Below are 24998 nucleotides of genomic sequence, written 5' to 3'. Positions count from 1 at the left end.
AGGGTAGGAGAGGGACGACGACATGGCGATCAACATCATTCTGCTGGGCCCGCCCGGCGCAGGCAAAGGCACCCAGGCCCGGCGGCTGATCGAGGAGCGCGGGCTCGTCCAGCTCTCGACCGGCGACATGCTGCGCGAGGCCCGCAACTCGGGCACCGAGATGGGCAAGCGCGTGGCCGAGGTGATGGACCGCGGCGAGCTGGTGACGGACGAGATCGTCATCGGCCTGATCCGCGAAAAGCTGGGGCAGGGCGGCAAGGGCTTCATCTTCGACGGCTTCCCGCGCACCCTGGCGCAGGCCGACGCGCTGCAGGCGCTGATGGCCGAGATGGACCAGCGCATCGATGCCGTGATCGAGATGCGGGTGGACGATGCGGCGCTGGTCTCGCGCATCTCGGGCCGCTTCACCTGCGGCAATTGCGGCGAGGTCTATCACGACGTGACCAAGCCGACCAAGGAGCCGGGCAAATGCGACGTCTGCGGCTCGACCGACCTGCGCCGCCGGGCCGACGACAACGAGGAAAGCCTCAAGACCCGGCTGATGGAATATTACAAGAAGACCTCGCCACTGATCGGCTATTACTATGTCAAGGGCAACCTGAACCCGGTCGACGGCCTGGCCGAGATCGACGAGGTGGCCGCCCAGGTCGCCAAGGTGATGGACAAGATCCCGTCCTAGGCTTGACCTCGGACGGCGAATCCCTTATTTCGCAGCATCTCGCAAGAGAATCACCCGGATGTCCTGGGTGTCGCTTCAAGGCCCGGAGGCTTGGCTTTCGGGTCTTTGGTTGTGAAAAAAGGTTCCGGCGCTACGGAACCGCAACATGGAAAAGGAAACACGCGTGGCTCGTATTGCTGGCGTCAACATTCCGACCGGGAAACGCGTCCCGATCGCCCTGACCTATATCCACGGGATCGGCTCGAAATTCGCCGACGAGATCGTCACCGCCGTCGGCATCGACCCGACCCGCCGCGTGAACGAGCTGTCGGATGCCGAAGTCCTGAAGATCCGCGAATACATCGACGCCAACTATACCGTCGAAGGCGACCTGCGCCGCGAGACGCAGATGAACATCAAGCGCCTGATGGACCTGGGTTCCTATCGTGGCCTGCGCCACCGTCGCGGCCTGCCGGTCCGCGGCCAGCGCACCCACACCAATGCCCGCACCCGCAAGGGCCCGGCGAAGCCCATCGCCGGCAAGAAGAAGTAAGGGGGAACGGACATGGCACGCGATAAAACCCGTATCAAGCGCAAGGAACGCAAGAACATCGCCACCGGCGTGGCGCATGTGAACTCGTCCTTCAACAACACCAAGATCCTGATCTCGGACGTGCAGGGCAATGCGATCTCGTGGTCGTCGGCCGGCACCATGGGCTTCAAGGGCTCGCGCAAATCGACCCCCTACGCCGCGCAGATGGCCGCCGAAGACGCCGGCAAGAAGGCGCAGGAACACGGCGTCCGCACGCTGGAAGTCGAAGTGCAGGGCCCTGGCTCGGGTCGCGAATCGGCGCTGCGCGCGCTGGCCGCGGTCGGCTTCAACATCACGGCGATCCGTGACGTGACCCCGCTCGCGCATAACGGCTGCCGCCCGCCGAAGCGCCGCCGGGTCTGATCCTTTGGGATTTTGACGCGTCCTGCGCGGGGCTGTCCCGTGCGGGGCGCGCTTTACGCATTTCACCTCGGGCGTTTCCGGCCACGGTCATGGGGCGGGAACTGGTATGGAGGCAAACGCATGATCCACAAGAACTGGGCCGAACTCATCAAGCCCACCCAGCTTGAAATCAAGCCGGGCGCCGATTCGTCCCGCGTGGCCACCGTGGTCGCGGAACCGCTGGAGCGTGGCTTCGGCCTGACGCTGGGCAATGCGCTGCGCCGGGTGCTGCTGTCGTCCCTGCAGGGCGCGGCCATCACCTCGGTGCAGATCGACAACGTGCTGCACGAATTCTCGTCCGTCCCCGGCGTGCGCGAGGACGTGACCGATGTCGTGCTGAACCTCAAGGGCGTGACGCTGAAGATGGACGTCGACGCGCCCAAGCGCCTGACGCTTTCTGCCAAGGGTCCGGGCGAGGTCAAGGCGGGCGACATCCAGGAAACCGCCGGCATCACCATCCTGAACCGCGACCATGTCATCTGCCACCTCGACGAGGGGGCGGAGCTGCACATGGAACTGACCGTCGCCAATGGCAAGGGCTATGTCGCTGCCGACAAGAACCGCCCCGAGGACGCGCCCATCGGCCTGATCCCGATCGACGCCATCTTCTCGCCGGTCAAGCGCGTCAGCTACGAAGTCACGCCCACCCGCGAGGGCCAGGTGCTGGACTATGACAAGCTGACCATGAAGGTCGAGACCGACGGTTCGCTGACCCCGGAAGACGCCGTGGCCTATGCCGCCCGCATCATCCAGGACCAGCTGTCGGTCTTCGTCAACTTCGACGAGCCGGAAACGGCCACCCGCTCGGATGCCGAGGACGGGCTGGAGTTCGATCCGCGCCTGCTGAAGAAGGTCGACGAGCTGGAACTGTCGGTGCGTTCGGCGAACTGCCTGAAGAACGACAACATCGTCTATATCGGCGACCTGATCCAGAAGACCGAGGCCGAGATGCTGCGCACCCCGAACTTCGGCCGCAAGTCGCTGAACGAGATCAAGGAAGTGCTGTCCGGCATGGGCCTGCACCTCGGCATGGATGTCGTGGACTGGCCGCCGGAAAACATCGAGGATCTGGCCAAGCGTTTCGACGACCAGTTCTGAGTTCCGGGGGCGGCGACGCCCCCCGCAAGACCGGGCATCCGCCCCAAGGAGAGCGGCCCGCACGCATGGGCCGCCGGACAAAGCAAAAAGACGTCATAGGAGATCATCATGCGTCACGCCCGCGGCTATCGCCGCCTGAACCGCACCCACGAGCACCGCAAGGCGCTTTTCGCCAACATGGCCGGCTCGCTGATCGAGCATGAGCAGATCAAGACCACCCTGCCCAAGGCCAAGGAACTGCGCCCCATCGTCGAGAAGCTGATCACCCTGGCCAAGCGCGGCGATCTGCACGCCCGCCGGCAGGCCGCCGCCCAGCTGAAGCAGGACGCCCATGTCGCGAAACTGTTCGACGTGCTTGGCGCCCGCTACAAGGACCGCCAGGGCGGCTATGTCCGCATCATGAAGGCCGGCTTCCGCTATGGCGACATGGCCCCGATGGCGATCATCGAATTCGTCGAGCGCGACACCAGCGCCAAGGGCGCGGCCGACCGTGCCCGCCTGGAAGCCGAATCGGCTGCCGACGAATCGTAAGAAATTTAACTCTTTCTTAGGGTTAAGCGATCATTGACGCCCGCAGCCATCGCCATGGCTGCGGGCTTTTTGCAACAGTCCACGATTCATGTGATCGGCGGCTAAGGGGAACGAATCCGTTCATTTTCGTGCGAAAGTTGCACCGTCCATCAGGAAACGCACGGGAATTGCAGCAAGCGCGACGGCTTGCGCCCGGAGGGCAAAGACGGCTATGCCTTGCCGTGCCGACGGGCTGACCCGACGGCATTCCGAAAAACGTCGCTCGCAAGCACGGTATTGCTTGAATACACTGAGAACCGTGCCATTTTTCGTTGTAACCCGAAGAAAACGCAATCTGTCCAAAAAGTCATGTCGTCTCGCGCGGAAATCAATGCAGCACTCGCCAAGCTGAAAAAGCTTGCTCCGGCGGGCTATTTCATCGGGCTGCACATTCGTTTCGCTGCACCGTTGATGCAGTTCCAGACCTATAACAAGGAATGGGCCCAGCGCTATTCCGAACGGGCCTATGCCCTGCGCGACCCCACCATCGCCTGGGGCTTCTCGACCACCGGCGCCTGCCGGTGGAGCGTGCTGCCCATTCCAGACCCGTTTTCGATTCTCCAGGACGCGGCCGATCACGGGCTGCACTATGGTCTGGTCGTGGCGCATGGGCCGATCAAGTCGCGCACCATCGCGGCCTTCGCCCATGACAAGCGGGAATTCACGGATGACGAGATCGATGTGATCTCGGCAACGCTACGACGGCTTCACGAAATCACGGAGCCGCCGGAGAGCCTGACGAAGGCTCAGCAAGAGGCCCTTCGGTGTATCGCAGAGGGGGATCGTCATGCAGCGGCGGCTGCCAAGCTTGGTATAACGGAAAGCGCATTCAAGGCACGTCTCATCTCGGCACGCGAACGACTCATGGCGCGCACGACGGCCGAGGCGCTGCAACGGGCCAAGGATTACCGCTTGCTGTAATACGGTTCGTCCGCCGTTGCGGTTTACACCTGGGGGCCACCACCACCAAGAACCCCAGGAGAAGACCATGCAGACCACCACACTTTCCTTCGCCAACCTCCACAACCACGGCGAGCTGTTCGCCAACATCTTCCGCGCCCGCAAGCAAAGCTTCATCGTCCAGAAACGCTGGAACCTGCCCCAGACCGACGACATGGAGTTCGACCAGTACGACACGCCGATGAGCCGCTGGGTGGCGATCCACGAAAACGGCCGGGTTCTGGCCGGCGTGCGCCTGACCCCCACCACGGCGCGCTGCGGCATGTATTCCTACATGATCCGCGATGCTCAGCTTGACCTGCTCGGCGGCTCGATCCCGCAGAACCTGCTGGACGAACAGGCGCCGGTCGAGCCGGGCACCTGGGAAGCCAGCCGGCTGTTCGTCGACCACACCATCCCGCAGCGCGAACGCCGCCGGGTGCATTTCAACCTGGTGCAGGAGATGACCAATTCGGCGCGCGAACTGGGCGCCTCGCGTCTGGTGTGCCTGGTCGCCTCGACCTGGCCGCGCTGGCTGGTGCCCTGCGGGCTGGACGCGCAGGCCATGGGCCCGGTGGTCTGGATCGACGACGGCTATTTCCAATGCGTCTCGATCAACCTGGCGGCCAAGATGCACTGATGCGGCGCGCAGGGTGGAGGGCCTTTCGCGCGTGATGCGGGCGGCGTAACATGTCGCCCGCATGGCAGACCTATTCGACACCGCGCCCGCCTCGGGCGAAGCTGCGCGCCCGGTGGCGCGTCCCCTGGCCGACCGGATCCGCCCGGCCAGGCTGTCCGATGTCATCGGCCAGGACAAGGTTCTTGGCCCCGACGGCCCGCTGGGCGCCATGCTGGGCGCCGGCAGCCTGTCCTCGCTGATCCTCTGGGGCCCGCCGGGGGTCGGCAAGACCACCATCGCCCGCCTTCTGGCGCAAGAGACGGACCTGGCCTTCGTGCAGATCTCGGCGATCTTTTCCGGCGTGCCGGAGCTGCGCAAGGTGTTCGACGCCGCCCGCCTGCGCCGGAGCCAGGGCCGCGGCACCCTGCTTTTCGTCGACGAGATCCACCGCTTCAACAAGGCGCAGCAGGACAGCTTCCTGCCGCATATGGAGGACGGCACCATCACCCTGGTCGGTGCCACCACCGAAAACCCCAGTTTCGAACTGAACGCTGCGCTTCTGTCCCGCGCCCAGGTCATCGTGCTGGAGCGGCTGGGCCTGGCGGACCTCGAGCGCCTGGCGCAGCGCGCCGAGCAGGAACTGGGCCGCGCCCTGCCGCTGACCGGCGAGGCCCGCGACCGGCTCCTGGAGATGGCCGACGGCGACGGCCGCGCGGTGCTGAACCTGATCGAGCAGGTGATGGCCTGGAAGGTCAAGGGCAAGCTCGACCCCGAGGCGCTGGCGCAGCGGCTGATGCGGCGCGCGGCGAAATACGACAAGTCGGGCGACGAGCATTACAACCTGATCTCGGCCCTGCACAAATCGGTGCGCGGCAGCGACCCAGACGCGGCACTCTACTGGCTGTCGCGGATGCTGGAGGGGGGCGAGGATCCGCGCTATCTCGCCCGCCGCCTGACCCGCATGGCGATCGAGGACATCGGCTTGGCCGATCCGGCCGCGCAGCGCCATTGCCTGGACGCCTGGGCGCTTTACGAGCGGCTGGGCAGCCCCGAGGGCGAACTGGCGCTGGCCCAGGCCACGATCTACCTGGCGCTGGCGCCCAAGTCGAATGCCGGCTATGCCGCCTACAAGGCGTCGCGCGCCCTGGCGCGGCGCTCGGGCAGCCAGATGCCGCCCAAGCATATCCTGAACGCGCCGACCGGGCTGATGTCGGAACAGGGCTATGGCGCCGGCTATGCCTATGACCACGATGCCGAGGACGCCTTTTCGGGCCAGAACTATTTCCCCGACGGCATGAAGCGCCCGGTCTTCTACCTGCCCGTCGAGCGGGGATTCGAGCGCGAGCTGAAAAAGCGCGTTGAATGGTTCGCCGGGCTGCGTCAGAAGCGGCGGGCAGAGGACAAAGCATGAAACACACTTTCCTTCAGGTCGCGCTGGGTGGGGCCCTGGGCTCCGCGGCGCGCTATGGGGTCAATATCCTGGCCGGGCGGCTGACCCCCGGCTTTCCGCTGGGCACGCTGAGCGTGAACATCGCCGGCTGCCTGGCCATGGGGCTGCTGGCGGCCTTGCTGGCGCATCGGGGCGGGCAGCATCTGGCGCCCTTTCTGCTGACCGGGGTGCTGGGCGGCTTCACCACCTTCTCCGCCTTCGCGCTGGACACGATGACGCTGTGGGAACGCGGCGCCGCCGCCACCGCGCTTGGCTATGTGCTGGGCTCGGTCCTGCTGTCGCTGGCGGCGGTGATCGTCGGGCTGGCCATCGGCCGGGGGCTTTTCGCATGAGCGGCGTGCAGACCATCCGCGTCGGCGCGGACGAGGGCGAGCAGCGCATCGACCGCTGGCTGAAGAAGCGATTCCCGCAGCTGACCCAAGGCGCGGTCGAGAAATGGTGCCGCACCGGCCAGCTGCGCGTCGACGGCGGCCGGGTCAAGGCCAATACCCGCATCGAGGCCGGGCAGGAGGTGCGCGTGCCGCCGCTGCCCGAGGGCGCGCCGCCGCCCGCCCAGCCGAAAGCGTCGGTGAAGCAGTCCGATGCCGAGATGATCCAGTCCTGCGTCTTGTGGCGCGACGAGCATATCATCGCCCTGAACAAGCCGCCGGGCCTGCCCTCGCAGGGTGGCTCGGGGCAGGGCGACCGGCATGTGGACGGGCTGACCGCGGCGCTGATGTTCGGCTACAAGGACCGGCCCAAGCTGGTGCATCGGCTGGACAAGGACACGTCGGGGGTGCTGCTGCTGGCGCGCACCGACCGGATCGCGCGGGCGCTTTCCGAGGCGTTCCGCCACCGGCTGACCCGCAAGATCTACTGGGCCGCCGTGGCCGGGGTGCCGCATCCGCGCATGGGCTCGATCAAATACGGGCTGGTCAAGGCGCCCGGCCGCGGCCGGGGCGGCGAGGGCGAGAAGATGATGGCCGTCCACCCCTCGGCCGTCGCCACGACCGAGGGTGCCAAGCGCGCCCATACCGACTATGCCGTGCTGGATGCGCTCGGCGGGCGCGTCAGTTGGGTTGCCATGGTGCCCGTCACCGGCCGCACCCACCAGCTGCGCGCCCATATGGCCGAGATCGGCCATCCCATCGTCGGCGACGGCAAATACGGCGGCTCGGGGCAAGAGAACCTGGGCGACGGCTGGGGCGCCCAGCTGGGCGGAGAGATCAGCCGCAAGCTGCACCTGCATGCGCGCATGATCCGCTTCGAGCATCCGATCACCAAGAAGCTGATCACCGTGACCGCGCCCTTGCCCGATCACATGAGCCGCACCTGGAAGACGCTGGGCTGGTCGGAAAACGACGTGCCCGAAGACCCCTTTGCCGAGACAGCATGAAACTGGTCATCTTCGACATCGACGGCACGCTGGTCGACAGCCAGCTTGAGATCACCCAGGCGATGAACCGCGCCATGCAGGGCGCGGGCCTGCCCGAGATGGAGCCGGCGCGCATCCTCTCCATCGTCGGCCTGTCGCTGCCGGTTGCGGTGGCGCGGCTCTTGCCCGGCGCCGGTCCCGACCTGCACGAGCGCGTCGTGGCCGGCTATCGCGAATCCTTCATCGCCTCGCGCGCGGCGGGGGCGCTGCCGCCGCTTTATCCGGGCGCGCTGGACTGCCTGGACGCGCTGGCCGCGCGCGATGAAATGCTGTTGGGCATCGCCACCGGCAAGCCGGCGCGCGGGCTGGCGGCGATCCTGGACGCGCATGGGCTGACCCGGCGCTTCATCACCCGGCAATCGGCCGACGGCCATCCATCCAAGCCGCATCCGGCGATGCTGGAAAGCGCGCTGTCGGAAACCGGCGTGGTGGCGGGGCGCGCGGTCATGGTGGGCGATTCCACCTTCGACATGGAAATGGCGCGGGCGGCCGGGGTTGCCGGCTACGGCGTCGGCTGGGGCTTTTGCCCGGCCGAGGAACTGCATGCCGCCGGTGCGCATCTGGTCGCGCCCGACTATCCCGCGCTGACCCGCGCGCTGCTGGAGTGGGCCGATGAGTGAATGGAAGGCGCGCCGTTTCTGGGCATCCGTCGCGATCCACAAGGAAGTGGACGGCGGCTGGAGCGTGCTTCTGGACGAACGTCCCCTGCGCACGCCCGGCAAGCAGCCGCTGCGCCTGCCGACCGAGGCGCTGGCGCTGGCCGTGGCCGAGGAATGGCAGGCGGTGCGGGATGTGATCGACCCCAACGCCATGCCGCTGACCCGCGCGGCCAATTCCGCCATCGAAAAGGTCATGCCGCAATTCGACGCGGTGGCGGCGATGCTGGGCGAATATGGCGGCACCGACCTGCTGTCCTATCGCGCCGATGCGCCCGAGGCGCTGGTGCGCGCCCAGGCCGAGGGCTGGGATCCGCTGATCGACTGGGCGGCGACCGAGCTTCGCGCGCCGCTGCGCATCACCCATGGCGTGATCCCGGTGCCGCAGGATCCGGTCGCGCTGCTGAAACTGCGCGCAGAGGTCGCAGCCCTCGATCCCTTCGGCCTGACGGCCTTGCACGATCTGGTGACCTTGCCCGGCTCGCTGGTCCTGGGGCTGGCGGTGATACGCGGCCGCATCGACGCCGAGGCCGCCCATGCCCTGTCCCGGATTGACGAGGAATTTCAGGCACAACGCTGGGGCCGCGACGACGAGGCCGACGAGGCGGCCGCCGGCCGGCTGGCCGCGATGCGCGATTCTGAGCGGTTCTGGCTTCTCAGCCGCGGCTGACGGGCGCGTTTTGGTTCTTTCTTGACGCATCCGCCTCCATCGGCACAATGCCGCTTATGGGGGTAACGAATGCCCCTTGCTCAAACGGGCTCGCCAACGGCCCTATAGACGGCGCATTCCTGGGCGAGACCCGGAACAACAGTGGGGAAATCAATGAAGAAATCTGTATTCTTCGGCTCTGTGACGGCGGTCGCGCTGGCGGCCTCGGGTGCTTTGGCCGCAGAGGGCGACACGCTGAAAGAGGTCAAGGCCCGCGGCGTGCTGAACTGCGGCGTGAACACCGGCCTGATCGGCTTTGCCGCCCCTGACGCGAACGGCAACTGGTCGGGCTTCGACGTCGCCTTCTGCAAGGCCGTGGCCGCGGCGGTGCTGGGCGACGCGACCAAGGTGAAATACGTGCCGACCACCGGCCAGACCCGCTTCACGGCGCTTTCCTCGGGCGAGGTGGACCTTCTGGCCCGCAACTCCACCTGGACCTTCCAGCGCGACACCGACCTCAAGCTGGATTTCATCGGCGTCAACTACTACGACGGCCAGGGCTTCATGGTGCGCAAGGATCTGGGCGTTTCCTCGGCCAAGGAGCTGAACGGGGCCACGATCTGCATCCAGACCGGCACCACGACCGAACTGAACCTGGCCGATTACTTCAAGGCCAACAACATGGACTATCAGCCGGTCAACATCGACAGCAACGCCGAGGGCGAACAGCAATACATGGCCGGCGCCTGCGATGCCTATACGACCGACGCCTCGGGCCTGGCCGCGACCCGCGCCAGCTTCGCGGACCCGGAAAACCACATCATCCTGCCCGAGATCATCTCGAAAGAGCCGCTGGGCCCGGCGGTGCGCCATGGCGACAACAACTGGGGCGACATCACGCGCTGGACGCTTTACGCCCTGATCGCGGCCGAGGAATACGGCGTCACCTCGGCCAATATCGACGAGCTGGCGAAAAGCTCGAACAACCCCGAGGTCCAGCGCCTGCTGGGCACCACCGACGAGCTGGGCACGATGATCGGGCTTGACGCCGAATGGGCCAGGCGCGCCATCAAGGCCGGCGGCAACTACGGCGAGATCTTCGCCGCCACCATCGGCGAACAGACCCCGATCGGGCTGGCGCGCGGGTTGAACGCGCAATGGACCCAGGGCGGTCTGATGTATGCGATGCCCTTCCGGTAATCGCATCTGAACAAGGGCGTGCGGGGGCGCGTGCCCTCCGCGCGCCCCCGAACGAAAACCGGCAAGCCAGAGGCCAAAGGCCCGACATTTCCGCCGGTCACAGGGGGTTACTACATGGTCGCTTATACGGGGGCGGACAATCCGCCGTTCCGGTTGTCGATGCTGATCTATGATCGGCGCTATCGCTCGCTGACCCTGCAAGCCATCGTCTTCATCCTGGTGATGCTGGCGGCGAGTTGGCTGATCGACAACACGCTGCGCAACCTGTCCGCCATGGGCAAGACGCTCAGCTTCGATTTCCTGTTCCGGCGCGCCGGATACGACATCCCGCAGCAGCTGATCCCATACAATTCCGACGACACCCATCTGCGCGCGACCGTGATCGGGCTGCTGAACACGCTGCTCGTCTCGGTGCTGGGCTGCATCGCGGCGACGGTCCTGGGCGTGATCGTGGGCGTGCTGCGGCTGTCCTCGAACTGGCTGATCGCGCGGCTGATGACGGTCTATGTCGAGGTCTTCCGCAACATTCCCCTGCTTTTGTGGATCCTGGTCTGCCTTGCGATCTTTACCGAGGTGATGCCGCCGCCCAACGCCTATCGCGGCGAGAACCCGGCCGCGAGCATGATCCTGTTCGACACCATCGCGCCGACCAACCGTTATACCGCCATCCCCTCGATCGGCATGACCAACCCGCCCGGCACCATCTCGCTGGGGCGCGAGGGGATCAGCTGGGCCTTCGTCGCCTTCGTCGTGGTCATCGCCGCCGCCTTCGTCGGGCGCCGGCTGCTGCGGAGCCGGGCGCAGCGCATCCAGGACCGGACCGGCAAGCGGCCGACGACCTGGTGGATCAGCCTGGCGATGTTCGCGCTGCCGGTGCTGTTCCTGACCTGGTATTTCGGCCTGCATCTGATCCCGCCGGTGCTGCGCGGCTTCAACTTTGCCGACGGCATCAACCTGGACAACGCCCTGGTGGTGCTGTGGCTGGCGCTGACGCTTTATACCGGCGCCTTCATCGCCGAGATCGTGCGCGCCGGCATCCTGGCCGTCAGCAAGGGCCAGACCGAGGCGGCCTTTGCCCTGGGCCTGCGGCCGCGCCGGACCATGTCGCTGGTGGTGCTGCCGCAGGCGCTGCGGGTGATCGTGCCGCCGCTGATCTCGCAATACCTGAACCTGACCAAGAACAGCTCGCTGGCCATCGCCGTCGGCTACATGGACCTGCGCGGCACGCTGGGCGGCACCACGCTGAACCAGACCGGGCGCGAGATGGAGGCGATGGTGCTGATGATGGGCATCTACCTGGCGCTCAGCCTCATCATCTCGGCCGGGATGAACATCTTCAACGCCCGCGTCAAGCTGAAGGAGCGGTGAGATGAGCGAGACGCATTCCGAAACCGTCGCCTATGTGCGCGAGACGATGCTGCCGCCCGAGCCGCCGCCCCTGGCCGAGACCGGCGCGATCAAATGGCTGCGCGAGAACCTGTTTTCCGGGCCGCTGAACATCGCGCTGACCTTCGTCGGGCTGGGCATCGTCTGGCTGGTGGTCAGCACCGTGGGGCCGTGGCTGTCGCATTCGGTCTGGAACGCCGGCAGCATGGCCGAGTGCCGCCAGATCATCGCCCAGACCTGGGGGGAAGGCGCGACGGGCGCCTGCTTCGCCCTGATCAAGCATCGCTGGAACCAGTTCCTGTTCGGCTTCTATCCGCAGGCGCTTTACTGGCGGCCGGTGCTGGCCTTCGGCCTGCTGTTCCTGGCGCTGGCGCCGGTCTTGTTTTCCGAAAGCACCAGGGCGCGGCGCATGGTGCTGGGCTTGTCGCTGGCGCTGACCTTCGTCTTTGCCGCGCTGCTCGGGGCGCCCATGGGCGCGCTGCTGGGCATGGCGGTGCTGATGCTGCTCTGGGCCGCGCTGATCGAGACGCGCCCGCGCTGGTCGCTGCTGGCGAGCCTGGCCTATCCCTTCATCGCCGTCTGGCTGCTCTGGGGCGGCTCGCTCTGGAGCGAGGCGATGGTGCTGGCGGGCTTCTGCCTGGGGTTCGTGGTCTGGCGGCTGCTGGCGGCGCGGTTCGGGCTGCTGGCCTTTGCGCTGGCGGTGGTGGCGACGGCGGCCTGGTGGCTGCTCTTGGCCGGCCCGCTGGCCTCGGCGCTGGCCGGGGTGCTGCCCTTGCGGCTGCGTCCGGTGTCCTCGGACCAGTTCGGCGGCTTCGTGCTGTCGATCACCATCGGCGTCGCCGGCATCGCGCTCTCTCTGCCGCTGGGGGTGATCCTGGCCTTGGCGCGGCGCTCGGACCTGCCGGTGATCAAGCTGCTGGCGGTGATGTTCATCGAGTTCATCCGCGGCGTGCCGCTGATCACGCTGTTGTTCGTGGCCTCGCTGCTGCTGAACTATTTCCTGCCGCCGGGGACGAATTTCGACATCATCCTGCGGGTCATCATCATGGTGACGCTGTTTGCCGCCGCCTATATGGCCGAGGTGATCCGCGGCGGCCTGGCCGCCCTGCCCAAGGGCCAATACGAGGCCGCCGACGCGCTGGGGCTGGACTACTGGAAGGCGCAGCGGCTGATCGTGCTGCCGCAAGCGCTGAAGATCAGCATTCCCGGCATCGTCTCGACCTTCATCGGCATGTTCAAGGACACGACGCTGGTCGTCTTCGTCGGGCTGTTCGACCCCTTGAAGGCCATGGCCGACACCATCCGCGCAAGCTTCGAATGGAAGGGTGCCTATTGGGAGCCCTATATCTTCGTCGGCGCGATCTTCTTCATCCTCTGCTTCGGCATGTCGCGCTATTCCATGTATCTGGAACGCCGGCTGAAGCGCGACCACCGCTGAGGAGGCGCATATGACCACCCGAACCACCGCGATCCCCGCCGCAAGCGACGAAGCCGCGATCGAGATCGTCAAGCTGAACAAATGGTATGGCACCTTCCACGTGCTGCGCGACATCGACCTGGTCGTCGGCAAGGGCGAGCGCATCGTCATCGCCGGGCCCTCGGGTTCGGGCAAGTCCACGCTGATCCGCTGCATCAACCGGCTGGAGGAACACCAGTCCGGCAAGATCATCGTGGACGGGACCGAGCTGACCCACGACCTGAAGAACATCGACAAGGTGCGCTCCGAGGTCGGCATGGTGTTCCAGCATTTCAACCTGTTCCCGCACCTGACCATCCTGGAGAACTGCACGCTGGCGCCGATCTGGGTGCGCAAGATCCCCAAGCGCGAGGCCGAGGAGACGGCCATGCATTTCCTGACCAAGGTCAAGATCCCCGAGCAGGCGCATAAATACCCCGGCCAGCTGTCGGGCGGCCAGCAGCAGCGCGTGGCCATCGCCCGCGCGCTGTGCATGCGCCCGCGGATCATGCTGTTCGACGAGCCGACCTCGGCGCTGGACCCCGAGATGATCAAGGAGGTTCTGGACACGATGATCGAACTGGCCGAGGACGGCATGACCATGCTTTGCGTGACCCATGAGATGGGCTTTGCGCAGGCGGTGGCGCATCGGGTGATCTTCATGGACCAGGGCCAGATCGTCGAGCAGAACACGCCGAAGGAGTTCTTCAACAACCCGCGGTCCGAACGCACCAAGCTGTTCCTGAGCCAGATCCTGGGGCATTGAGCGGCGCAAGCGGCGCGGCCGCGGGGGACTTCGCGTCCCCCGTCCGCCGCCGGCGCGGCGGACTCCCCCTGCGGGATATTTCTCCACGGAAGAATGCCAGGCGGGCGGGCCGGCGCCGGGAATGACGAGATCGACCTGGGGAGCGACGACGATCTTTACGGCGCCCATGACCTGGGCGCCCTCGACGGCGGCTCGGGCAATCACGCGATCATCGGCGGTGCGGGCCGCGCCCGGATCGAGGATCACGGCGGCGCGGTCTTCATCGATGGCGAGCATGGTAACGACCTGATCTTGTCGCCCGACGCCTCGGACCCCGAGCGGCCCGACACGCTGCTGGGCGGCACGGGCGACGATGCGATCCATGCCGGGGCGGGCGATCTGATCGAGGGCGGCGATGGCGCCGACCTGATCGTGCTGCGCAGCGATGCGGGCGGTGCGGCCGACATCGCCTATGCCGGCGAAGACACGATCGCCATCAGCCTGGCCGAGGACTATGCCGGCGCCGAGGAATATGTGCTGGTGCAGGACGGCGACGATATGCGCGTGGTGCTGGACGGCGACGACGTGGCCATCCTGCGCGATACCCTGGTTCGCGACGTCGGCACGATCACCCTGGACGCAAGGGCGCGGAGACCTGATCGGGGGCAGGGGTCATGGAGAAGGCGCGCGGGGCCGGCCCGTGCGCCTTTTCGACTATCTGCGCCCAGGGGGTCAGATCGCGGACTTGCGCGATTCCTCGAGGTAGATCTCGCGCAGGCGGGTCGCCACCGGGCCGGGCCGGCCGCTGCCCAGCGCCACGCCGTCGATCTCGACCACCGGCATCACGAAGGCCGAGGCCGAGGTGAAGAAGGCTTCGTCCGCCGCCTGCGCCTCGGCGATGGTGAAGGGGCGTTCCTCGATCTGCATCTGCGCCTCGGCCGCATAGCGCAGCAGCGAGGCGCGGGTGATGCCGTGCAGGATGTCGTTGGACAGCGGGCGGGTGACGATCCGGCCGTCCTTGACGATATAGGTGTTGTTCGAGGTGCCCTCGGTCACGAAGCCGTCCTCGGTGAACCAGGCGTCGTCGACGCCCTGGTGCTTGGCCTCCATCTTGGCCATCGAGGGATAGAGCAGCTGCACCGTCTTGATGTCGCGCCGGTGCCAGCGCAGGTCGGGGATCGAGATCACCCGGATGCCGGTCTTGGCCTGCGGATTGTCGGCAAGGCCGGGCTTGGACTGGGTGAACATGACCACGGTCTGCGGCGTGTCCTCGGGCGGATAGGCGAAGTCGCGGTCGCCGGGATTGCCGCGGGTGACTTGCAGGTAGACCATGCCCTCGACCACCTCGTTCAGCGCCACCAGCTGGCGATGCGCGGCCAGCCATTCGTCGTCGCCCAGCGGATTGCCCATGCCGAGTTCGGCCAGCGAACGGGTCAGCCGCGTCATGTGGCCGGCAAAGTCCAGCAGCTTGCCCCCCAGCACGCTGGTCACTTCGTAGACGCCGTCGCCCATCACGAAGCCGCGGTCGAAGATCGACACCTTGGCTTCGGCTTCCGGCAGATAGTCGCCATTCAGATAGACGGTGCGGGTCATGTCGTTTCTCCTGTCCCAGGGCCTGCTAGCGCGGTCCTGCGCCGAAAGCGGCAGGGCGTCAAGATGCGGGGGTTTTCGCAGGTGCAAAATCAGCTTGATGCAGCCGCAGCAATTATCTATCAGTTTCGCAGCGCCGTTTGAAACATCCTTACCCGAAAGGCAAGCCATGTCCTTCCGCACGCAACCCCCCGCGCCCGCCCGCCTGAACCGCTGCCAGCTTTTCGGCCCCGGCTCGCGCGCGGCGCTGTTCGAAAAGATGGCCGGCTCGGCCGCCGATGTCATCAACCTGGACCTGGAGGATTCGGTCGCCCCCGACGACAAGGAGCAGGCGCGCCGCAACGTGATCCAGGCCGTCGGCGACATCGACTGGGGGACCAAGACCCTGTCGGTCAGGATCAACGGGCTGGACACGCCCTGGTGGTATCGCGACGTGGTCGACCTGCTGGAGCAGGCCGGCGAGCGGCTGGACCAGATCATGATCCCCAAGGTCGGCAATGCCGCCGACATCTATGCGGTGGACGCGCTGGTGACGGCGATCGAGGCGGCCAAGGGCCGGCAGAAGCGCATCGGCCTGGAGGTCATCATCGAATCCGCCGCCGGCATCGCCCATGTCGAGGAGATCGCGGCATCCTCGCCCCGCCTGCAGGCGATGAGCCTGGGTGCGGCGGATTTCGCCGCCAGCATGGGCATGGCCACCACCGGCATCGGCGGCACCCAGGAAAACTACTACATGCTGCATGAGGGCGCGAAATACTGGTCCGACCCCTGGCACTGGGCGCAGACCGCCATCGTCGCCGCCTGCCGCACCCATGGCGTGCTGCCGGTGGACGGCCCCTTCGGCGATTTCAGCGACGACGAGGGCTTCCGGGCGCAGGCCCGCCGCTCGGCCACGCTGGGCATGGTCGGGAAATGGGCGATCCATCCCAAGCAGGTGGCGCTGGCCAACGAGGTCTTCTCGCCCAGCGAAAAGGCCGTGACCGAGGCGCGCGAGATCCTGGCCGCGATGGAGGAAGCCAAGCGGACCGGCGCCGGCGCGACGGTATACAAAGGTAGACTGGTTGACATAGCGTCCATCCGTCAGGCACAAGTGATCGTGCGTCAGGCAGAGTTGATCGAAGCCTGATCGGCAAGAGATACCTGGGCGGCTACGCGGGGAGGCTGGCCGCCATGACAGGGGAGGAGCAACAGGCCCTGCGGCTGCGCGGGGCCTGTTGTCATTCAGGCCCCGCGGCTGGAATTTCGCCGATTTTCATGCAGATTCAATGCGGTTGCCGCAGCGTTCCCCCCGCGCCGGCAGGGGTCCGGCTTTCCGCGCCGTCCATGGCCGGGCGCGGCTGCAGCGGATCGGGCGTGCGGTTGCGCCGGGCCAAGTCGGGAATCGGTGATTCGGGCATGGCCGGCAGGCCGCTGCCCATCAGGGAACGGAAGGCGGGCTTTCCCGCGGAAGCCGGGCGATTCCTGCGGCCGGCGGCGGGGCCCTTGCCGTGATCTTCGCGTGTCATGTCCCGTCTCGCTTAGAACAAGTCCGCAGCAGTTATGGAGCGGGTGGCGAAAGCGCAAGGCCGTTGACCGGAATGTGAGCCTGCCACGCCGCCGGGATGCGGGGCGTCGCCGCCAGCAGGCTTTGCGTATAGGGATGCTGCGGCTGCCCGAGCACCTGGTGGGTGGGGCCGGCCTCGACGATGCGGCCCTTTTCCATCACCAGCACCCGGTCGGTGATCTGGCGCACCACCGACAGGTCGTGGCTGATGAACAGATAGGCCAGCCCGTGGCTGCCCCGCAGCCGCGCCAGCAGGTCCAGCACCTGCGCCCGCACCCGCACGTCCAGCGCGCTGACCGCCTCGTCCAGCACGATCAGCCGCGGCTTGATGATCAGCGCGCGGGCGATGGCGATGCGCTGGCGCTGGCCGCCGGAAAATTCGTGGATGTGCCGGCGCATGGCGTCGCCGGTAATGCCGACCTCGTAAAGCGCCTCGGCCACCTGCTCGCGCCAGTCGCGGGGCAGGCCGGTCAGGTGAAAGGGCTCGGCCACCAGCCGCTCGACCCGCCAGCGCGGATCGAAGCTGCCGAAGGGATCCTGGAACACCACCTGCATCCTGGCGCGCAGCTCCGCGGCCATGGCGCGGCCGGCGCGCACCTCTTGCCCGTCCAGCAGGATGCGGCCGCCCTGCAGCGGGTCGAGCCCCAGGATCGCCCGCGTCAGCGTCGATTTCCCGCAGCCGGATTCGCCGACCAGCCCGACCGATTCCCCGGCGTCGAGGCGAAAGCCGACCCCGTCCACCGCCCGCAGGGTTTCGCGCGATGCGGCCAGGCCGCGGCGGGGCAGGGGGTATTCGCGCACCGCCCCCTCGACCTGCAGCAGCGGCCGCGGCTGCGCCGGGGGCAGCACCAGCCGCGGCTGGTGGGTCGAGGCGGCGAAGAGCGCGCGGGTATAGGCGTGGCGGCGCTGGCGGAACACCTGCTCGGTCGGGCCTTCCTCGACGATGGTGCCGCGCTGCATGACCGCCACCTGGTCGGCGATGCCCGCGACCACCGCAAGGTCGTGGGTGATCAGCAGCAGCGCCATCCCCTCGTCCCGGACCAGCCCCTTGAGCAGGTCGAGGATGCGGGCCTGCGTGGTCACGTCCAGCGCCGTCGTCGGCTCGTCGGCGATCAGCAGGTCGGGACGCAGCGCGATGGCCAGGGCGATGGCGACGCGCTGGCGCTGGCCGCCCGACAGCTCGTGCGGGTAAAGCGTCAGCGGAAAGCGCGGCGCGGCCAGGCCGACGCGGTCCAGCCGGTCGCGGGCACGCTCCTGCGCCGTCTTGCGGTCCAGGCCCTGGTGGATGCGCAGCACCTCGGCCACCTGATCGCCGATGGTCATCAGCGGGTTCAGCGCCGTCATCGGTTCCTGGAAGATCATGCCGATGCGCTTGCCGCGGATGCGGCACAGCTCGCGCTCGGGCAGCTCCAGCAGGTTCTGGCCGTCCAGCTCCACCCGGCCGTCGGCAGCCATGCCCTGGGGCAGCAGGCCCATGATCGCCAGCGCCGCCATGGACTTGCCCGAGCCGCTTTCGCCGACCAGCCCGGTGATCCGGCCGGGCGGCAGCGCCAGGTCGATGCCGCGCAGGATGTCATGCCCGCCGATGCCGACGGCCAGCCTGCCGGTCCTGATCATGGCGACCTGCGCAATCTGGGGTCCAGCGCGTCGCGCAGCCCGTCGCCCAGCAGGTTCAGCCCCAGCACGGTCACGACGATGGCCAGGCCGGGGATGACGGCGACATGCGGGGCCAGCGCCACCATGGTCTGCGCCTCGGCCAGCATCCGGCCCCAGCTGGGCGTCGGCGGCTGCGCGCCAAGGCCGACATAGGACAGCCCCGCCTCGGCCAAAATCCCCAGGCTGAACTGGATGGTGCCCTGCACGATCAAGAGGTTGGCGATATTGGGCAGGATGTGCTGGATGCTGATGCGGCTGGCGCCCTTGCCGGCCACCTGCGCCGCGCGGATATAGTCGAGCGTCCAGATCGGCAGCGCGCCTCCGCGGGTGACGCGGGCAAAGACCGGGATGTTGAAGATGCCGATGGCGATGATCGCGTTCAGCGCCGAGGGCCCCAGCGCCGCGGTGATCAGGATGGCGATGACCAGGCTGGGGAAGGCAAAGACCAGGTCGTTGCCGCGCATGACCACCTCGTCGATCCAGCCGCCCCGCGCTGCGGCGAGCAGGCCCAGCGGCACGCCGAATCCCATGCCGATGCCCACCGCGACCAGCGCCACCGCGATCGAGGTGCGTGCGCCGACCATGATCATCGACAGCATGTCGCGGCCGAAATGGTCGGTGCCCAGCCAATGCTGGCCCGAGGGCGGCAGCAGCTTTTGCGCGATGGCAAGCTGCGTCACGTCGGCCGGCGTCCACAGGAACGAGACCAGCGCCGCGACCAGCGCCAGCCCGGAAAGCAGCGCGCCCAGGATCAGCGATGCCCTCATCTGCGCAGCCTCGGGTCGACCAGCGCATAGGACAGGTCCACCAGGAACGTGACCAGGATCACCGCCGCCACCAGCACCAGCACCGCGCCCTGCACCACGATCAGGTCGCGCTGGGTGATGGCCTGGAAGATCAGCCGGCCAAGGCCGGGCAGGTAGAACACGTTCTCGATGATGATCGCCCCCGCCAGCAGGAAGGAAAACTGCATCCCCATGATGGTCAGCACCGGGATCAGCGCATTGCGCAGAGCGTGGCGCGACAGCGCCTGCCCGGCGCTGAGCCCCTTGGCGCGGGCGGTGCGGATGTAGTCCTGCCCCAGCGTCTCGACCAGGGCCGAGCGCAGCACGCGCGCCAGGATCGCCGCCTGCGGCAGGGCCAGCGCCACGGCGGGCAGCAGCAGCGATTTCAGCGCCGCGGCGGGATGGTCCCAGCCGGGAAAGCCGCCGGCGGGCAGCCAGCGCAGCTTCACCGCGAACAGCAGCACCAGCAGCATGGCGAACCAGAAATTCGGCAGCGCGATGCCGACCTGCGTCGCCGCCATGACCCCGGTGTCGCCCGCCCGGCCGCGCCTTGCGGCGGCGAACATGCCGATGGGCAGGGCGATCAGCACCGCCAGCGCCAGCGCCATCAGCGCCAGCGGCAGCGAGACCTGCATCCGGTCGAGGATCATCCCCGCCACCGGCGTCTTGTAGGTGAAGCTGTGGCCCAGGTCGCCCGCCAGCAAGCCCCCCAGCCAATGCAGGTAGCGCAGCGGCAAGGGCAGGTCCAAGCCCATCTGCTGGCGCAGCGCCGTCACCGTCTCGGGCTGGGCGCCGGTGCCCAGCATGAAGCTGGCCGGATCGCCCGGCACCAGCTCGACCACCGAAAAGATCAGCGCCGAGGCCAAAAGCAGGCTCAGGCCAAGCGAGATCAGGCGGCGGATCACATAGCGCAGCATGGGGAAACGCTAGTGCGGCGCCGGGGCGCGGTAAAGCGGCCTTTGCGCTCAGGGCACTTCCAGCTTGCCGATCAGCGGCACGTCGTCGTCCAGGCTGACGGTGTGGCGCTCGATCATGCGGTGGACCATGGGCGGTTCGGTCCCGCGATGCAGCTTGTTCAAGTCCTGGTAGGTCTCGAAATCGGCCTTGGTGCGGCGCAGGTTGTGGCGCACGTATTCGTCCCAGGTGGCGATGTGATAGCTTTCGGTCCAGCGCTCGGGATGTTCCAGGTCGCGCAACAGCGCCCAGTTGCGCGCGCCGTCGCGGCGGCGGATGTTGCGGCGCAAGGCCATCAGCCGCAGGAACTCGGGCACGTCGAGCTGGTCGATCTCATAGTCGATCATCACCATGATCGGCCCCGAGCGGCCGCGCAGGTCCAGCGCCAGCTCGGGCTCGCGAAAGCGGTTCACCGGGTCCAGGTCCAGCGTGCCGAATTCGGGGATGCGCAGCCAATGGCCCAGCACCGCGCCCAGGAACAGCGGCACCGAGGCGGCGATCAGCGCCGTGTTCACGTCGTAATTGTTGGCGACCGAGCCCCAGATCCAGGCCCCCGCCGCCATGCCGCCGAAGACCGCGGTCTGGTAAAGCGCCAGCGCGCGCGCCACCACCCAGCGCGGCGTCGAAAGCTGCACGGTGACGTTGAACAGCGACAGCGCCAGCACCCAGCTGGCCCCGGCGGGCAGCATGGCCAGCGCGTGCAGCCAGGTGCTTTCGGTCAGCGCCAGCATCAGCGCCGAGGCGCCGAAGGCGGCAAAGGCGACGCGGACCACGTTCTCGTTGTCCAGCCGCTCGCGCACCAGCGGGTTGATCAGCGCGCCGGCGATCGCGCCCAGCCCGAAGCAGCCCAGCAGCAGCCCGAACAGCAGCGAGCCCCCGGCGGGGTTCTGCTTGGCCACCAGCGGCAGCAGCGCCATGACCACGATGGCCGAAAAGCCGAACAGCGCCCCGCGCGACAGCACCCGCATCAGGTTCGGCGACAGCGCCACATAGCGCAGGCCCGCGCCCACGGCGGCGACAAAGGGCTCGGGCGTGGTGGTGCGGGGCGGCGTCACCGGATGCCAGCGGATCAGCGCGCCGAGCAGCGGGATATAGCTTGCCGCATTGACCGCGAATGCCGCCGCCGCGCCGAAGGCGGCGGTGATGATCCCGCCCACCGCCGGCCCGACCGAACGCATCAGGTTGAAGCCCACCGAGTTCAGCGACACCGCCGCCGGCAGGTCGTCGCGCGGCACCAGGTCCTGCATGCTGGCCTGCCAGGGCGGGTTGTAGATCGCCTGCCCGACTCCGATCAGGAAGGTCAGCGACAAGAGCAGCAAGGGCGTCATCCAGCCCTGCCAGGTCAGCACCGCCAGCAGCACCGAGACCGCGGCCATGAAGACCTGCGCCCCCAGCAGCAGCGTGCGGCGGTCGAAGATGTCGGCCAGCGCCCCCGAAAGCAGCGCGAACAGCATGATCGGCAACGTGTTCGACGCCTGCACCAGCGCGATCAGCGTCGCCGAATCGGTCAGCTGCGTCATCATCCAGGCCGCGCCCACCGCCTGCACCAACCCGCCGAAGTTCGAGATCAGCGTCGCCGACCACAGCAGTCGGAAGTCGCGGTGGCGGAACGGGGCAAAGGGGCTCTTGCGGGCTGTTGCTGGCATGATCCGAAAAACCTGGGACAATCCGGCCAAGCTTAGGCAGAGCCCCGCCGGGCCGCAATCCGGCCGGCCGATTCTTGCCGTATCGCGGCGATCTTTCGTCTATCCGCAATATGATCGAAGAATATTCGAGAAAATACCGTATATACGACGATTATGTGATGCATGAAGCCTATTTTCCGCCGGAATCGGGATTTCATTTCCGCGCCGGCTGCTATCCTTGCCCTCGACTCGGATTTTGGGGGGTGCGCGACTATGAAGATCATCGTTCTTGGGGCCGGTGTCCTGGGCGTCACGTCGGCCTGGTATCTGGCCAAGGCCGGGCATGAGGTGACGGTGATCGACCGGCAGGACGGGCCGGCGCTGGAGACGAGCTTTGCCAATGCCGGCGAGATCTCGCCCGGCTATTCCTCGCCCTGGGCGGCGCCGGGCGTGCCGCTGAAGGCGCTGAAATGGATGTTCCAGCGCCATGCGCCGCTGGTGATCCAGCCCAGGCTGGACTGGCAGCGGGTTTCCTGGATGGCGCGGATGCTGGGGAACTGCACCTCTTCGGCCTATGCCGTCAACAAGAGCCGCATGGTGCGGCTGGCCGAATACAGCCGCGACTGCCTGGGCGAGCTGCGGGCCGAAACCGGCATCCGCTATGACGAGCGCACGCAGGGCACCTTGCAGATCTTCCGCAAGCAGCAGCAGCTGGATGCGGCCGGCAAGGACATCGAGGTGCTGCGCACCGATGGCGTGCCCTTCGAGGTTCTGGACCGCGACGGCTGCGTCGCCGCCGAGCCGGGGCTGGCCGGTTCGGCCGAGCGGATCGTCGGCGGGCTGCGCCTGCCGGGGGACGAGACCGGGGACTGCTTCCTCTTTACCAACCGCCTGGCCGAGATGGCCGTGGCGGCGGGCGTGACCTTCCGCTGGGGCGTCGGCATCGAGGCGCTGGAGGCCGAGGGCGGCCGCATCAGCGCCGTGCGCACCGACAAGGGCCGGCTGACCGCGGATCGCTATGTTCTGGCGCTGGGCTCCTATTCGCCGCGCATGGTGCGGCACCTGGGCCTGAAGCTGCCGGTCTATCCGCTCAAGGGCTATTCGCTGACCATCGACATCCAGGACGAAAGCCGCGCCCCGGTTTCGACGGTGATGGACGAGACCTACAAGGTCGCGATCACCCGCCTGGGCGACCGCATCCGCGTCGGCGGGCTGGCCGAGATCGCCGGCTACGACCTGAGCCTGAATCCGCGGCGCAAGGAAACGCTGGCGAAATCGGTGGGCGAGCTGTTCGGCGGCGCGGGCGATGCGGAAAAGGCGCTGTTCTGGACCGGGCTGCGGCCGATGACGCCGGACGGCACGCCCATCGTCGGCGCGACGCCGATCCCGAACCTGTACCTCAACACCGGGCACGGCACGCTGGGCTGGACCATGTCGGCGGGCTCGGGGCGGCTGATCGCCGACCTGATCTCGGGGCGCAAGCCCGACATCGCGGCCGAGGATCTGGGCTATGCCCGCTACCTGCGCGGCGCCAAGGCAGCCGGCCGTCCGGCGCTGCAACCCGCCCGCGCCTGAAAATCGCGGCAAGCATGGAAAAAGGGGGCCTTCCAAAGGCCCCCTTTCTTGCCGTCCGGCGCGGTGTCAGGCCCGCTTGACGAGGCGCAGCACCACCAGCAGGATCACCGCGCCCAGGGTGGCGAAGATGATCGTGCCGAGGATGGGGGCCGAGGCGCTCATGCCCAGGCCGAGCATCGGGAACAGCCAGCCGGCGATCACGGCGCCCAGGATGCCGATGACGATGTTCATCAGCAGCCCCTCGCCATGGCCCTTGACGATCAGCCCGGCCAGCCAGCCGGCGATCGCCCCGATGATGAGCGTGATGAGCAAGGCGGTCAGGGTCATGAAAAGCTTCCTTTCCTTGCGGGTTTGCGGCGCTTGGCCGATCGGCAAGCCAACGTCGCTGGCCCCGCGCCGGTTCCGAATCCCGCGGATCGGGCCCGGCAGGCGCGGAAAATCGCGCGTTTGGGCAACAGTTCGGTAACGATTGCGCATGTCCGGCGGGTCCAAGGCTTGACGCCGCAGAACCGGAAGGGCTGATAAGGGGTTGCAACTCTTGCCCGCCCTCTGCTCGGGTCGGGCGCGTCATTCGACGCAATCTCACAGCTGCCACCGCCGCGCCCCTGGGCGCGGTGCGCTATGAAGGGAAAAACGATGCGCCTTGTTCCGCTTTTGCTGGTGGTGGGCCTTGGCCTTGCCGCCTGTGCGCCCGCCGCCGAGACCCCGACCCAACCGCCGCCCGACCACGGCGTCTATGGCGCGCGGACCGATACCGGCCCCAATGGCGAGCCGATCGAGATCAACGCCGTCCGCCCCGCCTATCTGACCGAGCGCAACCGCCGCCAGCGCGTGCCCTACAACGGCCCCGAAGGCGCCGGCACCATCGTCGTCGATCCCTATGCGCGCTTCCTTTATCACGTGCTGGGCAGTGGCGAGGCCATGCGCTATGGCGTCGCGGTCGGCCAGGCGGGCAAGAACTTCCAGGGCAGCGCAACCATCGGCCGCAAGCATGCCTGGCCCAGCTGGACGCCCACCGCCAACATGGTCCGCACCCAGCCCGAGCTTTACGGCCCGCTCAAGGGCGGGCTGCGCGGCGGGGTGGACAACCCGCTGGGCTCGCGCGCGCTCTATCTCTACAAGGGCGGCCGCGACACCATGTATCGCATCCATGGCACGATGGACCCATCCTCGATCGGCAAGGCGACCTCGGCCGGCTGCATCCGGCTGTTCAACCAGGACATCATGGACCTGTTCGACGAGATCCCCAGCGGCACCGCGGTCAAGGTCCGCACCCGCGCCGAAAGCCTGGCGCTGGAAGGGCCGCTGGTCGAATTGCCCAACGGCTACCTGGCGCCCGCGGGCGAGGTGCAGACCGCCGAGGCTCAGGCCGCGCAATAACCGCGCCTTCCGGTTCCGACTCCATGCCCGCCCCGGTCCGTCCACGGCCGGGGCGT

The 24998-nt window shown here is 67.5% G+C and carries 25 protein-coding genes; 19 read left to right on the top strand and 6 right to left on the bottom strand.

Annotated elements, in window-relative coordinates; all coding sequences use genetic code 11:
* Positions 1 to 22: 22 nt before the first annotated feature.
* The 16 genes from E3U25_RS16585 (at position 23) to E3U25_RS16510 (ending at position 13855) form a co-directional block, all read left to right on the top strand.
* Positions 23 to 679, top strand: coding sequence for an adenylate kinase (locus E3U25_RS16585; RefSeq protein WP_036754188.1), 657 nt, complete (start codon positions 23 to 25; stop codon positions 677 to 679).
* Positions 680 to 842: 163 nt separating this feature from the next.
* Positions 843 to 1211 (top strand): 30S ribosomal protein S13, encoded by a 369-nt coding sequence (gene rpsM, locus E3U25_RS16580; RefSeq protein ID WP_036754304.1) that lies wholly within the window; start codon positions 843 to 845, stop codon positions 1209 to 1211.
* Between the two features lie 12 nt (positions 1212 to 1223).
* Positions 1224 to 1613, top strand: coding sequence for a 30S ribosomal protein S11 (rpsK, locus tag E3U25_RS16575; RefSeq protein ID WP_116222144.1), 390 nt, complete (start codon positions 1224 to 1226; stop codon positions 1611 to 1613).
* A 120-nt stretch (positions 1614 to 1733) separates the two neighbouring features.
* Positions 1734 to 2750 carry a DNA-directed RNA polymerase subunit alpha gene (locus tag E3U25_RS16570; RefSeq protein WP_036754191.1) on the top strand — a complete coding sequence of 339 codons (1017 nt, stop codon included), beginning with the start codon at positions 1734 to 1736 and terminating at the stop codon, positions 2748 to 2750.
* Positions 2751 to 2858: 108 nt separating this feature from the next.
* Positions 2859 to 3281 carry a 50S ribosomal protein L17 gene (gene rplQ / locus E3U25_RS16565; RefSeq protein ID WP_072462395.1) on the top strand — a complete coding sequence of 141 codons (423 nt, stop codon included), beginning with the start codon at positions 2859 to 2861 and terminating at the stop codon, positions 3279 to 3281.
* A 348-nt stretch (positions 3282 to 3629) separates the two neighbouring features.
* Entirely contained in the window at positions 3630 to 4241 is a 612-nt protein-coding gene (locus E3U25_RS16560) for an autoinducer binding domain-containing protein (protein ID WP_011747126.1), read from the top strand.
* Between the two features lie 67 nt (positions 4242 to 4308).
* The gene (locus E3U25_RS16555) at positions 4309 to 4899 is read left to right on the top strand and encodes an acyl-homoserine-lactone synthase (protein ID WP_036754195.1); all 591 of its coding nucleotides are present in this window, start codon (positions 4309 to 4311) and stop codon (positions 4897 to 4899) included.
* Positions 4900 to 4960: 61 nt separating this feature from the next.
* Entirely contained in the window at positions 4961 to 6289 is a 1329-nt protein-coding gene (locus E3U25_RS16550; RefSeq protein ID WP_116222145.1) for a replication-associated recombination protein A, read from the top strand.
* Positions 6286 to 6660, top strand: a complete 375-nt coding sequence (gene crcB / locus E3U25_RS16545) for a fluoride efflux transporter CrcB (protein ID WP_116222146.1) — start codon at positions 6286 to 6288, stop codon at positions 6658 to 6660. Before E3U25_RS16550 ends, crcB begins: the two co-directional genes overlap by 4 nt.
* Entirely contained in the window at positions 6657 to 7703 is a 1047-nt protein-coding gene (locus E3U25_RS16540) for an RluA family pseudouridine synthase (RefSeq protein WP_114535283.1), read from the top strand. The genes crcB and E3U25_RS16540 overlap by 4 nt, the downstream gene beginning before the upstream one ends.
* Positions 7700 to 8362, top strand: a complete 663-nt coding sequence (locus tag E3U25_RS16535; RefSeq protein ID WP_116222147.1) for an HAD-IA family hydrolase — start codon at positions 7700 to 7702, stop codon at positions 8360 to 8362. The genes E3U25_RS16540 and E3U25_RS16535 overlap by 4 nt, the downstream gene beginning before the upstream one ends.
* Positions 8355 to 9068 carry an ATP12 family chaperone protein gene (locus E3U25_RS16530; RefSeq protein ID WP_116222148.1) on the top strand — a complete coding sequence of 238 codons (714 nt, stop codon included), beginning with the start codon at positions 8355 to 8357 and terminating at the stop codon, positions 9066 to 9068. Before E3U25_RS16535 ends, E3U25_RS16530 begins: the two co-directional genes overlap by 8 nt.
* A 153-nt stretch (positions 9069 to 9221) precedes the next feature.
* Positions 9222 to 10247: an amino acid ABC transporter substrate-binding protein gene (locus E3U25_RS16525; RefSeq protein ID WP_116222149.1), complete on the top strand. Its 1026-nt coding sequence runs from the start codon at positions 9222 to 9224 to the stop codon at positions 10245 to 10247.
* 114 nt (positions 10248 to 10361) lie between these two features.
* Complete coding sequence (locus E3U25_RS16520; RefSeq protein WP_072462391.1) at positions 10362 to 11615, top strand: amino acid ABC transporter permease; 1254 nt, start codon at positions 10362 to 10364, stop codon at positions 11613 to 11615.
* A 1-nt stretch (position 11616) separates the two neighbouring features.
* A complete protein-coding gene (locus tag E3U25_RS16515; RefSeq protein ID WP_116222150.1) occupies positions 11617 to 13071 on the top strand; it encodes an amino acid ABC transporter permease in 1455 nt (484 codons plus the stop codon).
* Between the two features lie 10 nt (positions 13072 to 13081).
* Positions 13082 to 13855 carry an amino acid ABC transporter ATP-binding protein gene (locus tag E3U25_RS16510; protein WP_036754218.1) on the top strand — a complete coding sequence of 258 codons (774 nt, stop codon included), beginning with the start codon at positions 13082 to 13084 and terminating at the stop codon, positions 13853 to 13855.
* A gap of 711 nt (positions 13856 to 14566) precedes the next feature.
* On the opposite strand, the gene E3U25_RS16505 is transcribed toward E3U25_RS16510, so the two are convergent.
* Positions 14567 to 15427: a D-amino-acid transaminase gene (locus E3U25_RS16505; RefSeq protein ID WP_116222151.1), complete on the bottom strand. Its 861-nt coding sequence runs from the start codon at positions 15425 to 15427 to the stop codon at positions 14567 to 14569.
* Positions 15428 to 15593: 166 nt separating this feature from the next.
* Between E3U25_RS16505 and E3U25_RS16500 the strand changes: the two genes are divergently transcribed.
* Positions 15594 to 16550, top strand: a complete 957-nt coding sequence (locus E3U25_RS16500) for an L-malyl-CoA/beta-methylmalyl-CoA lyase (RefSeq protein WP_036754223.1) — start codon at positions 15594 to 15596, stop codon at positions 16548 to 16550.
* Positions 16551 to 16961: 411 nt separating this feature from the next.
* On the opposite strand, the gene E3U25_RS16495 is transcribed toward E3U25_RS16500, so the two are convergent.
* The 4 genes from E3U25_RS16495 to E3U25_RS16480 are packed head-to-tail and all read right to left on the bottom strand — an operon-like array spanning position 16962 to position 22008.
* A complete protein-coding gene (locus tag E3U25_RS16495; protein WP_116222153.1) occupies positions 16962 to 18584 on the bottom strand; it encodes an ABC transporter ATP-binding protein in 1623 nt (540 codons plus the stop codon).
* Entirely contained in the window at positions 18581 to 19390 is an 810-nt protein-coding gene (locus tag E3U25_RS16490) for an ABC transporter permease (protein WP_116222154.1), read from the bottom strand. The genes E3U25_RS16495 and E3U25_RS16490 overlap by 4 nt, the downstream gene beginning before the upstream one ends.
* Positions 19387 to 20325, bottom strand: a complete 939-nt coding sequence (locus E3U25_RS16485; protein WP_116222155.1) for an ABC transporter permease — start codon at positions 20323 to 20325, stop codon at positions 19387 to 19389. The genes E3U25_RS16490 and E3U25_RS16485 overlap by 4 nt, the downstream gene beginning before the upstream one ends.
* A 48-nt stretch (positions 20326 to 20373) precedes the next feature.
* Positions 20374 to 22008 (bottom strand): MFS transporter, encoded by a 1635-nt coding sequence (locus E3U25_RS16480; RefSeq protein ID WP_114535292.1) that lies wholly within the window; start codon positions 22006 to 22008, stop codon positions 20374 to 20376.
* A gap of 252 nt (positions 22009 to 22260) precedes the next feature.
* On the opposite strand from E3U25_RS16480, the gene E3U25_RS16475 reads away from it, so the two are divergent.
* A complete protein-coding gene (locus tag E3U25_RS16475; RefSeq protein WP_116222156.1) occupies positions 22261 to 23562 on the top strand; it encodes a D-amino acid dehydrogenase in 1302 nt (433 codons plus the stop codon).
* Positions 23563 to 23628: 66 nt separating this feature from the next.
* On the opposite strand, the gene E3U25_RS16470 is transcribed toward E3U25_RS16475, so the two are convergent.
* Entirely contained in the window at positions 23629 to 23889 is a 261-nt protein-coding gene (locus tag E3U25_RS16470; RefSeq protein ID WP_024844092.1) for a GlsB/YeaQ/YmgE family stress response membrane protein, read from the bottom strand.
* A 309-nt stretch (positions 23890 to 24198) separates the two neighbouring features.
* Between E3U25_RS16470 and E3U25_RS16465 the strand changes: the two genes are divergently transcribed.
* Entirely contained in the window at positions 24199 to 24942 is a 744-nt protein-coding gene (locus E3U25_RS16465; RefSeq protein ID WP_072462386.1) for a L,D-transpeptidase, read from the top strand.
* Positions 24943 to 24998 lie beyond the last annotated feature (56 nt).

It is taken from the genome of Paracoccus versutus, from assembly GCF_029909795.1.
GTDB lineage: Bacteria > Pseudomonadota > Alphaproteobacteria > Rhodobacterales > Rhodobacteraceae > Paracoccus > Paracoccus versutus.
The sequence above is the reverse complement of the archived record's forward strand: the minus strand, read 5'-3'. Positions and strand labels throughout refer to the sequence as shown.